The organism is Aeoliella sp., from assembly GCF_965227375.1.
Classification (GTDB): domain Bacteria; phylum Planctomycetota; class Planctomycetia; order Pirellulales; family Lacipirellulaceae; genus Aeoliella.
In genome coordinates, this window is sequence record NZ_CBDDFX010000001.1 from 154,350 (window position 1) to 165,920 (window position 11,571).

The 11,571-nt window shown below is 57.2% G+C and carries 12 protein-coding genes; 8 read left to right on the plus strand and 4 right to left on the minus strand.

Annotation, left to right across the window (positions count from 1 at the left end; genetic code table 11):
- Positions 1 to 43: 43 nt before the first annotated feature.
- The 3 genes from ACQK2L_RS00775 (at position 44) to ACQK2L_RS00785 (ending at position 2,483) form a co-directional block, all read left to right on the plus strand.
- Positions 44 to 952, plus strand: a complete 909-nt coding sequence (locus ACQK2L_RS00775) for a toprim domain-containing protein (RefSeq protein WP_425395026.1) — start codon at positions 44 to 46, stop codon at positions 950 to 952.
- A 509-nt stretch (positions 953 to 1,461) separates the two neighbouring features.
- Positions 1,462 to 1,740 (plus strand): hypothetical protein, encoded by a 279-nt coding sequence (locus ACQK2L_RS00780; protein ID WP_425395027.1) that lies wholly within the window; start codon positions 1,462 to 1,464, stop codon positions 1,738 to 1,740.
- The gene (locus tag ACQK2L_RS00785) at positions 1,737 to 2,483 is read left to right on the plus strand and encodes a hypothetical protein (protein ID WP_425395028.1); all 747 of its coding nucleotides are present in this window, start codon (positions 1,737 to 1,739) and stop codon (positions 2,481 to 2,483) included. The genes ACQK2L_RS00780 and ACQK2L_RS00785 overlap by 4 nt, the downstream gene beginning before the upstream one ends.
- A gap of 96 nt (positions 2,484 to 2,579) precedes the next feature.
- Here ACQK2L_RS00785 and ACQK2L_RS00790 read toward each other — a convergent pair whose 3' ends face one another.
- From ACQK2L_RS00790 to ACQK2L_RS00800, 3 genes are all read right to left on the minus strand, one after another.
- Positions 2,580 to 2,990, minus strand: coding sequence for a hypothetical protein (locus ACQK2L_RS00790; protein WP_425395029.1), 411 nt, complete (start codon positions 2,988 to 2,990; stop codon positions 2,580 to 2,582).
- Between the two features lie 2 nt (positions 2,991 to 2,992).
- Positions 2,993 to 5,884, minus strand: coding sequence for a MobF family relaxase (gene mobF / locus ACQK2L_RS00795; protein ID WP_425395030.1), 2,892 nt, complete (start codon positions 5,882 to 5,884; stop codon positions 2,993 to 2,995).
- Positions 5,885 to 6,188: 304 nt separating this feature from the next.
- A complete protein-coding gene (locus tag ACQK2L_RS00800; protein WP_425395031.1) occupies positions 6,189 to 6,755 on the minus strand; it encodes a hypothetical protein in 567 nt (188 codons plus the stop codon).
- A gap of 668 nt (positions 6,756 to 7,423) precedes the next feature.
- On the opposite strand from ACQK2L_RS00800, the gene ACQK2L_RS00805 reads away from it, so the two are divergent.
- Positions 7,424 to 8,239 carry a hypothetical protein gene (locus tag ACQK2L_RS00805; RefSeq protein WP_425395032.1) on the plus strand — a complete coding sequence of 272 codons (816 nt, stop codon included), beginning with the start codon at positions 7,424 to 7,426 and terminating at the stop codon, positions 8,237 to 8,239.
- Positions 8,240 to 8,478: 239 nt separating this feature from the next.
- Here ACQK2L_RS00805 and ACQK2L_RS00810 read toward each other — a convergent pair whose 3' ends face one another.
- The gene (locus ACQK2L_RS00810; RefSeq protein WP_425395033.1) at positions 8,479 to 8,691 is read right to left on the minus strand and encodes a hypothetical protein; all 213 of its coding nucleotides are present in this window, start codon (positions 8,689 to 8,691) and stop codon (positions 8,479 to 8,481) included.
- Positions 8,692 to 8,705: 14 nt separating this feature from the next.
- On the opposite strand from ACQK2L_RS00810, the gene ACQK2L_RS00815 reads away from it, so the two are divergent.
- The 4 genes from ACQK2L_RS00815 (at position 8,706) to ACQK2L_RS00830 (ending at position 11,474) form a co-directional block, all read left to right on the plus strand.
- On the plus strand, positions 8,706 to 9,137 hold the full coding sequence (locus ACQK2L_RS00815) for a type II toxin-antitoxin system VapC family toxin (protein WP_425395034.1): 432 nt from the start codon (positions 8,706 to 8,708) through the stop codon (positions 9,135 to 9,137).
- Between the two features lie 504 nt (positions 9,138 to 9,641).
- Entirely contained in the window at positions 9,642 to 10,616 is a 975-nt protein-coding gene (locus ACQK2L_RS00820) for an ArdC family protein (RefSeq protein ID WP_425395035.1), read from the plus strand.
- An 87-nt stretch (positions 10,617 to 10,703) separates the two neighbouring features.
- Complete coding sequence (locus ACQK2L_RS00825) at positions 10,704 to 10,994, plus strand: hypothetical protein (RefSeq protein ID WP_425395036.1); 291 nt, start codon at positions 10,704 to 10,706, stop codon at positions 10,992 to 10,994.
- A gap of 207 nt (positions 10,995 to 11,201) precedes the next feature.
- Positions 11,202 to 11,474, plus strand: coding sequence for a CRISPR-associated endonuclease Cas3'' (locus ACQK2L_RS00830; RefSeq protein WP_425397405.1), 273 nt, complete (start codon positions 11,202 to 11,204; stop codon positions 11,472 to 11,474).
- The last annotated feature ends 97 nt before the right edge of the window (positions 11,475 to 11,571 follow it).

Consider the following 11,571-nt stretch of genomic DNA (forward strand, 5'->3'; position numbering starts at 1 on the left):
CGAACTGAACGAGTTCAAGACCGCCATCGATCTCCGTGACTACATGTACTCGCGCGGTTACACGATCGACCCCAAGGCCAGCTCTCGTCACTACTCCGTCATGCGCCACGCCAACGGCGACAAGTGCATTGTCACCCGCAAGTCCAACCGGCATTGGATCTATGCCAACGCGCACGACTCGAGAGACAGCGGCACCATCGTGGACTTTGTTCAACTGCGCGATCGCCTTTCCATTGGCGAGGTCCGCAAAAGACTACGCCCTTGGCTGGGCCGGGCGGGTCCGCCCACGGCATCTCCACTACCACAGTTCCCAGAACTTGTTCCGAGCCAACACGACGTGGCCAAGGTCGGTGCAGCATGGGAAAATGCGAACCCGATCCATGGTCATCACGAGTACCTAGAGAGCCAACGTCAAATCACCACCGTCTTAGCCGACCCGATCTTTGCTGAGCGTATTCGCGCTGACCACCGCCGCAATGCCCTCTTCGCCCACTTCAACACGGACGGCCTGTGCGGCTTTGAGATCAAGAATCGCGGCTTCACTGGGTTTTCCACCGGCGGCGTCAAGGGACTTTTCTGTTCGCGTCCCAGACCCGATGACAATGAGCTAGTTATCTGTGAAACCGCGATCGACGCTTTGAGCTATGCCACACTGTTTGGGACGAATGGGAAACGCTTCGTCAGCACTGCCGGACAGATCAGCCCCCTGCAACAGTCCCTCCTCCAATCCGCGGCCCAAAAAATGCCATCAAGCAGCATGATCATCCTGGCGATGGACAACGACTCAGGAGGCCTCCAGCTGGCAGAGACGATTGCCATGGCCCTTTCCGAGGTCGACCTCCACGGAAAGCAGGTGACGCACCAGCTCCCGCGCCGCGAAGGAGAAGACTGGAACGATGTCCTCCGCCGCTTGGCAACCAGCCAAGTCAGGGCTGCCGGACCAACTCTATAAATGGACCCAATTGGCGGCATCGCTTTGGCTAATGAGGCCAGCGAGCCGCCCTCCCACTTTGTCGAACTCAGAATTGCACGCCACCACCCCCGGCGCACCCTCTTCTTCTATTGCCCCGCGACAAACGGACCACAGGTTGGCGGTCCGCGAATCGCCCAGAAAAGCCCCGCAATTCAATCCATTGTCTCGCATACAAGTTGGTTTGCTATTGCCGTACCCCTACTCCTTTCCACACTTCAAAATCACACGTCCACCGGGGAAACGCTGGCCAACTGGTTTCGTGCTGCTCGACATTGACAGGTTTTCCTTTCCATTTGTGGGTGAGGTTCTCAGATTGCCAATCCTGGCGTACGCGAACTCGCTCTTTCAAGGGTCGCAAAAAATCTTCCCAGGCCGCTGCGCTTGAAGATTTTTGGACGAGCCGCTGTGCGGCAAACCCTTGACTTAGCGGTTCTATGCGTCCGCCGGGCGGATGGCATCATCAACCCTAACCACAAAGGAGAAAAACAATGTCTAACAACACTCAACCCAAAAACCGGCCAGTCGCTGAATTCGCCGATGGCTCTCTGAAGATTGCGATTTTCGAGAATCCCAGAAAGGAAGGCGATGGCGTCCGGTTCTCCGGCAAGCTCACTCGTAGCTACCGGGATGCCGAGGGGCAATGGCACGAAACGCAGGCCCTCTCAGGCAGCGAGTACCTTCGGGCCGCCAACCTGCTGGTCCAGGCGTACAATCGCGAGCGAGAGCTGAAGGCTGAGGCCAAAGCCAATCGTGGTGGAGATCAATGATCTTCTGCTTCGCCCAAGCGGAAGGCCGGGAGCGCAATGCCCTGGCCGACCGCCGGCAGCTGATCGAGTTGCCGCTGGCACCCATAAACAACAGTCCGGTCCCGCACCTGACCAGTATCCACAGCATGGTCCCACGCGGTCCCTATGGTTCGTCCCGCTATCGTGGCAACTGCGGCGGGTACCTGATTCGCGATCTGCTCCAGTACTACCGGCCAGGCCGAGTGCTCGATGTCATGGCAGGCAGCGGTACTTGCGGCGATGTCTGTCAGGAATTGGGTATTTCCTGCGACACAATGGACATTCGCCACGGCCTGGACGCGGTAAATCCCATGAGCTACGTCGATCTTTGTCCGGTGGACTTCGTGTGGATGCATCCACCTTACTGGCGGATGATTCGCTACAACAAGGACGCTCGGTGCCTATCCAATGCCGACAGCCTGGAATCGTTCCTCGCGCGGATGCAGCAGGTCTTGCGGAATTGCCGAAACGTCTTGACACCTGGCGGCAAGATCGCCGTGCTAATCGGTGGATACAGCGACGGTGGACGTTACCAGCCATTGCCTCAGCTACTGGTCAGCAAGGCCCTGGAAGTCGGACTATGGCCCGCGTGCACGGAGATCATTCGCCTGCAGCATGGCAACACGTCGTCGCGAAGACGCTACCGCAGCAGCTTTATTCCTGGTCTGCATGACACGTGCCTGATCTTCGAGCTGGACGCGAAACGACACAGTCTCACCAACTAAACCCCCTACCGTTGCGGCGGGCGCTCGGTCTCGGGCGTCCGTCGAAATGCATTGTCCTAAATTTAGGACAAACTCCCATCCAGCAGAAAAACTGGCCTAATCTGCGATCTGTTCAATCGTAATTCGTGTCACTTCCGGCTCCGTTTCGGGACGACCGGCACTGCGGGGATCGGACTCCTGTACCCAACGGATACCGGCGCAACTCAGCCCCCCGGCCAACTCCCGCAGATGCCTGCCTTCAATCGTGATGACCAGCTTGGCCATGGCAAACAGGTGCAGCTGCACCACGCCCGCGTGAGGGCACGAGACCTCCCGCAGGTCGCTAAACGCAAAAGACCTGGAACTTCCATCGTGCAGCCGCAACTGGAACATCATCGGCGGCATCGCTCCCATGGGGAGCACCTCCCAAGCCGCGTTGTCGTTCCGGTCATTGGACGCAGGTCCAGGCACACTGCGGACAACTCCACGGTGGGTGTGCTGATCAAAAGCTCGTGCGACATTCGACATGGTTACCGGCTCCTACTTAAACTTGGTTGCATCCCCATCCCCTGTCCCCTATCCCGCCCAGCGGCGGCGCGGTGTCGGCCGACCGGCTCATGCGTTTGGACATGGGAACGAAGATTGTTCCACCACCGCACTACTCGATCTCTGAACGAGAGTGCCCTCTCCTGCTGCAATGCCGTCTGTCGAGTCCGGGCTTCACGGGTTTGTGCTGCGGAACGGACCATCTCCGTGGCAGACACCTGCTCGCCAGACCGCTGGATAGCACTGCGGACTTTGGCCTTGTCATCCACGAACAGGACCACGTCCTCGCGCCCACGTGATACGGTTACGTAAAACTGACGGGCATTGATCGCGGGCAAAGACTGAGATCCCATGGCCGCTATCGCCATGTCGCGGTCCTTACCCTGGCTGGCATGGCTGGTGATGACGTACCCCAAATCCACGTGGGCGTAGTTTTTGTCGACAACCCAGCCGTTTGTCAGGATCAGGTTACCCTGCCGATCAAAACCCTTGATCTCGTCGAGACGTCCGTTGCTGATGCGGCTTTTTTTGTCCTTGGTGGTCCCACCCAGGCTGAAGCGGACCTTGTCGCCAACGGCGAGCTGGAGAGTGTTCTCCGAATACACCTCAAAACGGTCGGCTGCATCCAAGGGGAGTGATTTACGTTCCTGGCTTTGAAGTCCTCGCAGCTCGACTTTGCCGTCCTTGACGCCCATGACCTGGTACCGATCGCCCCGCTTGATCTTGCCAGCAGTGTTTTGGTGGAACTGGATGACGAGTTTTTGGTGTTTGTCATAAGTTCGCGGGTCGGCCTTCTCGGCTTCGGAAAGGTTCAGCGACTGATACTGCGTGAAGGACGTTTGGTCGTGGGAGAGTTTGCCCTGCTGCTGCAGTTGAGAACGGATCTCTGCTGTCGCCGCCTCTGCCTCAGCGTGCGTGGGAGCCACCACCAGCGACGACCTTCCCTTCCCTATTGCCCCCAAATACGTCTTCGCGAGCTCCGCATGCCGATCGTCGGACGATATCTCCTTGATCTTGCCGAGCGAGTCCAACAGATCGAACCCGGCCAGGAGGCCCGACTTGCCCGTGCGGTGATCAACGATCTCATAGCCCTTGCTGATGAGGTTTACCGCTTGGCGATACTTGCCGCGCTGGCGCTGAATGACCTCGGTGCGGGCAATCTCCAGGCCCGCTTCCTTTTCCAATAGCCGCATGGCTTCGCCACGACGTGGAGATGCGTGCTGGCGGGGATCGCCGGAAAGCACCACACGGGCATTCTGCTCGCGGGCAATCGCGAACACGGCATTCATCGACCGCACATCCACCAGACCGGCTTCATCGACCCAGATCACCTGGTCCTTCAGTTTGGCGTGAAGTTTGGTATTTCGGACCAAGTGCTCCACCGTTTGGGCATTCTTGAATCCCTCGCCTTCCAGGACTTCCTTCGCGCCGGTGCTGGGGGCAAACGTGAACACGTTTTTGCCATTCTTTTCAATGGCTTCGGTGGCTTCCTTCATCAAGGAAGTCTTACCGGTTCCCGCGCCGCCGATGACCGCCATCACAGTGTCCCGCGAACTCAACACGTACCGGATTGCCGCCTTCTGCTGTTTGTTGAGCCAATCCCGGGAGAACTCGTGCTCGGCGCGGGATATCGACTTGCGCGTACCGCGACCGTCGCGGGCAAACCGGATCAGATTGCGTTCCGCATCCAGGACGCTACGTGTCGTTATCAATCGCCGCTTGTGGCCGTGAACATCGAGCTCACGGCAAATAACGTCCATCTTATCAAGGGCTTGTTCGACGTCCTTGGGATGGAGTGTTAACCCGTGTTCCAGGGCGGTGGCGACGACCTGGTGGCGTTCGACGGTCGATTGCCGGTACAGGTGATGCTCCAGGGCGTACTCGACGGACTTCATCGCCCGCTCGGCCTCATTGGCTCGGGCTGCTTCGGTTTCGCCCTGGCTGTTGTCCCGCAGGAGCTTGTCGAACGCCGCCCTCTCCTCCGGGGTAAGTCGATCTTGCCACAGGGATTGTAATTCAGCGACTGACCGACCATCGTCCTTCTTATCACGGGTGAGTTTGCCGAGCTGGCCTTTCTTGGTCGGATCGACGATACCGTGCTCTGCGGCGTATTCTTCGATTTGGGTGGTACGGCGGCTGAACTTCTCGATGATCGATCGCCACACGCCTTTGATTTCCCAGCCTCGTTTGAGCCTCCCTCCCTGCAGATAGCGGACATGTTCGACTGAGTATCCCAAGTCCTGGAGCTTACGCGCGAGACGGGCGTCGAATTTGGCCTGCAGACTCGGGCGCTGACGGACGATTTCCTCGAGTTCGGCGGCGTAGTGTTTGCCGTTGTCCTCGGTCCAGTTGATGATGAAGGCGTGAATGTGTAAATGGGGATCAGGCTGGCCGTCTACAGGACGGGACGTTTTGTGCAGAAAGTCGGCGTAGATCAACTTCCCGGTCGGGGTGCGTTGTTTGGAACTGGCGTGTTTGCCTTGGCGAACGCGGCGTTGCATGAGGGGTTCCACATCGCGTCGCATCGTTTCGTGGACCGCTTCGCGCAAGATCTCGAGTATTCGCTCGTCATCCAGGATGGCCCAAACCAGCGAGACGCTCTTGGGCACACTAAACGTCAAGTCCATGCCGGGGCGGCGGTCTTGGCGGTGGCGTTGAGTGAGACGACCACCCGTGAGTGGGTGTTTGCCTTCCAGGAGGGCGAAGAACGCGTCTTTGGTCACCGCTGATCCCTGCCCTACTCCCAGGATGTCGGCACCTTTGCCGTGCCAGTGGCCCGATATCTCCTGGCCCAGGTAGTAGTCTCCTTGGATGAGCACTTTTTCAAAGTACTGCTGGGTGCCGGTGATGCTTTGGGACTGAGTGGCTAGCAGCATGACGGGGTAATTAGACTGTGGACTGAACCGGGAAAAGAAAAGGATGCAGCATGGAAGAAATGAAACGGCAATGGACGATGCAAATTGAAGATGGGTGTGGGGTAATAGTAGTAGAGGGATTATGGGAAGGAAGTATTAAAAAGTATGTTAGGCTTGTCTCCTAAGCAGTGCTTAGGTGTGGTTCACCCTGTCACGCGAGTGACGCCGATGCAACACATTGCAGTCGCGGCTAAAGATTCATCCACAGGTTGCATCTTACCGGAATTCCGGAATGTGGAGTTGAGTGTTCGAACGCCGATCCTCCCTACTCCCTATTCAGGAGTTTCACGAGCCAGGATTTGGAACGTTCTTGCTCCAGTTCCTGCTGGACCTTCGCGATCCGTTTATGGGCGAGTTCTCTGAACTTCTGATGCGCCTTCTCCTGGTTCGCGACTTGCGTCTGCAGGGCTTTGAGGGGTTTCTCCCACTCACTCGACGATTGCGAGCGATCTTCGATCAGGCGCATGGCCCGTTCGTGACCCTCCTGGGTGCGTTTAAGAACCTCGTGCAGTTCATCGACTTGTTGCTCCAGGTGCTTCCGCAGCCGGACTTCCGAGTCCAGCAGTTGCTGCATACTGCTGGTCAACTGACCAGCGGGTTGACCACCACTGGGCTGCACACCTTTGGAGGATTTGGAGTTGGGTGTGGCCCGTTCGAAGTCTGCAGTGCTGACGTCATAAAGGCGGACGAGTTCGGACGCGTCGACGACGGGGTTTCCGTTGTCGTCCTGCTCGGCGGAGAGCTTGCCTTGCTTGATATGCTTCTTGATCGTGGTGCGGCTCTTGCCGGTGATGCGGTGGGCTTCGGTGATGTTGAATTTCGTGGATGTCATGGGTGGTCAGTGCTCATCAGTGGTGCGAATCTGTGGTCACCGTAGCACGAGTACTAAGGGGTGCGCAAGCAGAAACGACTGCCCTAATCCCGGGTCGTTCGTGGTGGGGTGTCCACCAGGTGGCCACCACGGGTGGTCAGTGTTCGGCTTCTCTGGTCGGTAGTGGCTGTGCACCTCTGGTGACCAATGACCACCAACTGCACACCACAGGTGTCGGCGGAGATACTGGGAGATCACGGCGCGGAGGAGGGGTGTTCACTGCCGGGTGGTGAGTAGGGTGGTCATGCTGATGGGCAGTGACCAGACAGCCTGTGGACAGTTTTTAGTCGAAAGCTGTGCAAGAATCGTGTACAGTGGTTTTCAGCAGGGCCGAATCGTGGCCATTGTGTTCTCACCGGGCCGGCTATTCTGGCGAGCCCATTGTTTTAACCACACCAAGGAGGGCGTCACCCCGAAAGAAGCTGCCATCAACAAAAAACCACCGCGGGAACGGTGGCTTTTTGAAATCTCGGAAGAGCGGGGCTCTTATCTCTTGATGCCTTCAGTCTAGCGCTCTTCGACCTGCAATGCAAATCATAAATGATTCGGCAAACACTTATGCACGCCTATTGGATTGCTGGCCGCCGCCGTGAGTGGCGCGAGGCTGATGAGGGAACGCGATATGATCTATGAAGCACGTTTCTATACCGACTCACTCGTTCAGTACCATTCCGATCAGCTCCCCGGAGCAGCGGAAGCAACGAGCCGAGGCAGAAGCCCTGGCCGTTCAGCAGAAGTTATTTGATCAAGCGAAGTGGAGGTCAGACATCGAAAAATGTCCGAAACCGCGGTTCTACGAGCGGCCGGCTTACAACACGCCGCAGTACTGGCGGGATTCTGCGCGGGGCTGGATCACAGGTGACGAGCAGCAAGCCGACCTGGCCGATTTCGAGGCGAGGCGGAGGAGGGCGGTCGACTCCAAGCACGATCGGGCCGCGCCACCGCACCGGCACGATCGCGCGGCTCCGCATCCCAGTAAGCAGTTCGCCAAGGCGATGGCCACCCAGGCGGCTCGGGACGATCGACTGACGCCACAGTCGAAGGCGCTGTTGCAGGTGCTGGTTGCACGGACGGGGAGGGGGCGTTCTACCGATACGACGAAGACGACCCTGGGCGTGATTATGAATCGCTGCCCACGGTCCATTCAGCGATACGTTCAGGAACTGGTGAAGTTTGGGTACATCCGGACGCAGACGATCAAAAGCCGCCGGACCGGGTTCTTTATTGGGCTCAGGATTTGGATCATGGACTGTGTGCTGCCGTTTTGGAAGCAGGGTGGTGTCGAGTATGACGCGGACAAGTGGTGTCAGTTGCCTGGGAGTCGCAGAAAGCGAGTGGAGACAGATGTGTCCCCTACAAAGGTTAACAATCTATTAATTAGTGCTTTGAGTGCGAAAAAGCCGTCTTGGTTGGGGGAGTTTGCGTATGGGTTGGCTTCGCCATAGCTCCTGAGACCAGTTTTCCACCACTGAAACATCGTAATCTGCTTTGCAGGAGGGCTAGTTGTACCCTTTTTTTGGGCGATAGGGATGAAGAGATGGTCGAGGGATGGGTGCTGGGAGTAGGGGAGTCGCGCAATCCATGATGTAGTAGCGTAGTCTTTGAACCTGAGATGAGGTCGATTTTTCTTGCCTTTGTGGGCGAAATCGTAGTATCGTGAACTATGGGCACTACCATCGAAATTTCAGCGGAAACGTATCGCGAGCTGCAATCTTATGCGGCTCGTCAGGGGGTGCCCGAGGCTTCGCTCAATGAACTGGCGGATGCTGCGCTGCGAAAGCAGCTGGGCGAGCCCGTAGAATCCCGCCGCTCGGCAGATGAGCTGATTGGCATCTTTCGTGGTTTTCGAGGCAAGCTGCGAGACACCGCCATCGAGGACATTGTTGAAGATCGGCACCGGGGACTCCGTTAGTGCCCTTGGTTATCGACGCTTCCGCCATACTGCCGCTGGCACTACTCGACGAAGACGCTACCTATTCCAACGCGGTGCTTAGCCGTATGGCCATTGACGGCGTCGCCTACGTGCCGCCGATCTTCTGGGATGAACTTCTCAATATCCTGTCGCTTGGCGTGAGAGGAGGGAGAATCGATCTTGAGCTGGCCGAGGCGTTTGTGTTGAGGGCCAGCAACGATTTGCCCATGCAGACGATTTCTCCAGATAGCCGCCTCGATATTCTTCGCCTCGCCTACGAGTACGGTCTCACCAGTTACGATTCGGCCTACCTCTGGTTGGCGCTGAAGTTCGACGCGGAGATTGCCACGCACGACAACAAGCTCATCGCTGCGGCCCACCTGGCGGGAGTAGGGCGGTTTGAATCGCGCGCGAGCAAAGCTTCTGCCTAGCGCTTTCCAGCTTCGCTCCTCTCCATCGTTTCCAGCTTGGCAAATTCTTCGTCTGCTTCGGGACTTCCGAGTAGTCGGGTGACCAGGCGGTCGAGCCGAGGATGGCGGCGGAGGATGGCGGCGGAGGATTTCAGCGGGGTGGGGAAGCTTTGGTGTTGTCGACATAACAGTGGCTCCTTCGTGAGACTGGTGATCGGACGTTAGAAAACCTCTCGCGAAGCCGCCGGCTATTCGACCCGAGGCCTTATTCACCGGCCATCCGACCCTGGAGCCGAATGCGAGACGGATTTCTAAGTCCGGCTCGACAACCGCGTCGAGCACCGAAAGCTTAGCGCATCTGGGAGTAGGGGGGCAAGCTTTTCTTCTTGGGCTCCTGGTGGGTCCATATTACCTGTAGCTGCGTTCGCCCGACCGGAACAATTCGAGTTCGTGGTGGACCTGTCGATCAGCCCTTCACAAAACGCTTGCCATGGTTGTATGTGTCGTGCTTCACTTCGATCTGAGATGGCAAAGCGACAACCGAAGCGAGACATTTACCAGGAGATCCAGGAAAAAATCCTCGAATACCTCGACAAGGGTGTTCCCCCGTGGCGACACCCAATCATGGGGCGTGGTGGCGCCGGGTTTCCTACCAGTATGACCACCGGCAAACGGTATCGCGGCATCAACGTGTTTCTGCTGGCGCTCACCGCCTGGATGGAGGGTTATGGTTCTTCGCATTGGTTGACCTACAAGCAAGCTAAGGAGTGTGGTGGCTCGGTGAAAAAGGGCGAGAAAGGGACGGGCGTCATTTTTTGGCGTTGGTTCGAGAAAGAGAATGCCGACACGGGCGACGTTGACCGACTGCCCGTTCTCCGGCACTACACTGTATTCAACGCCGAACAGTGTGACGGTGTCACGGCTCCGGACCAGATCCCGGAGGAACCGCTAAATGACTTCACACCGATCCAGCGGTGCGAACAGATCCTCGCCGGGTATCGGAATCCACCCACGATCGAACATCGCGGCAAGGCTGCCTGCTATCTGCCACGGGAAGACAAAATCAGGATCGCGGAGCCGGAGCGTTTTGTAACTACAGAGGACTATTACGCTACGCTCTGGCATGAATGTGTGCATTCGACGGGCGCCGAGAAGCGGCTAAACCGGGAAGCCGAGAGCGATATCGGTGGCCATGTATTTGGGTCGCCAGAATATGGCAAGGAAGAGCTGGTGGCTGAGATGGGGGCGGCATTCTTGTGTGCGCATGCCGGGATCAGTCCGCCGACGATCGAGAATGCAGCCTCCTATATTGATGGTTGGCGTAAGAAGATCAACGGTGACAAGAAGCTTGTGATTCTGGCCGCAGCGAAAGGGCAGGCGGCTGCCGACTATATCCTTGGTGTCACGTTTAACGACGCCGCGCATAACGATCTAATTCCTCAGAAGCCGCCACACAAGCCCAATCCGTCAGCGATACCCGTGCAGCCAACACCGCTATAGGTAGCGTCTTTTTTCCGTTGACAACCAACAGGCGAATCACGTAGCGATGGAGTTCTTGAAAACGAACAACATGGAGCATTCATCAATATGTCAAATGATCAATCGACTTCCAACCGCCCTGTAGCTGAACTTCGCGACGGGCTGATGCGGATTGCCATCTTTCGCAATGAACCAAAAGAGGAGGGGGACCGTGTACGATTTTCGGGGAAACTCACTCGCTCCTATCAGGATGCGGCCGGCAACTGGCACGACACGGAGTACCTATCGAGCGTCGATTATTTAAAGGCGGCCAATTTGATGCAGGAAGCGTACAATACGGAACGGGAACTCCGGCAGGCGGAGCGGTCGACTGCGCCAGAGCAGGACGGTCCGGCCTAGCAGCGACATTGGAACTATGAGGTAAGGTAGTACTTTCTTGGGAGTTGCCGGAATTACCACTTTAAGGTGATAATGTTATCTTTCGTCGAGTAGCTTACGACGTAAAGGGGGGACCAGAATTGTGGATCACCGACTCTTCTTCGCTCACACTTTGCCCGATCGCCCCGAAGTTGATTGGGAGCTTCTTGAGGCCCATCTCAACAATGTATCCCAGTTGGCAATGACGTTTCTGGAGCCTTCAGTGCAGGCCACTGGGGGCAATACGCTGGGCTGTGCCACGATTTGGGGAAGTACGCGGACGCATTTCAGTCATATTTGCGAACTCCTAAGGGCCCTGAAGGGCACATCGAGCAGTCACCGGGACGGGTTGACCACTCCACAGCGGGGGCTCAGCATGCGATGGAAACGGTGGCCATGGTCGGACGGCTTGTGGCCTATGCTATAGCCGGGTATCAACCGGGTTCTGCGGACGACAGTTAAGAACAAGATATGATCTCCTACGGCCAATGCCCGTGGCCACCTGTAAGATATTAGCGTCACACTAGAACAATTGGAGGAAACCTACCCAATGGGTTGA

Bases quoted from the DNA above. Each gene is read 5' to 3' on its own strand.
- ACQK2L_RS00775 (WP_425395026.1), top strand. From the start codon at position 44: ATGTACTCGCGCGGTTACACGATCGACCCCAAGGCCAGCTCTCGTCAC.
- ACQK2L_RS00780 (WP_425395027.1), top strand. From the start codon at position 1,462: ATGTCTAACAACACTCAACCCAAAAACCGGCCAGTCGCTGAATTCGCC.
- ACQK2L_RS00785 (WP_425395028.1), top strand. From the start codon at position 1,737: ATGATCTTCTGCTTCGCCCAAGCGGAAGGCCGGGAGCGCAATGCCCTG.
- ACQK2L_RS00790 (WP_425395029.1), bottom strand. From the start codon at position 2,990: ATGTCGAATGTCGCACGAGCTTTTGATCAGCACACCCACCGTGGAGTT.
- mobF (WP_425395030.1), bottom strand. From the start codon at position 5,884: ATGCTGCTAGCCACTCAGTCCCAAAGCATCACCGGCACCCAGCAGTAC.
- ACQK2L_RS00800 (WP_425395031.1), bottom strand. From the start codon at position 6,755: ATGACATCCACGAAATTCAACATCACCGAAGCCCACCGCATCACCGGC.
- ACQK2L_RS00805 (WP_425395032.1), top strand. From the start codon at position 7,424: ATGAAGCACGTTTCTATACCGACTCACTCGTTCAGTACCATTCCGATC.
- ACQK2L_RS00820 (WP_425395035.1), top strand. From the start codon at position 9,642: ATGGCAAAGCGACAACCGAAGCGAGACATTTACCAGGAGATCCAGGAA.
- ACQK2L_RS00825 (WP_425395036.1), top strand. From the start codon at position 10,704: ATGTCAAATGATCAATCGACTTCCAACCGCCCTGTAGCTGAACTTCGC.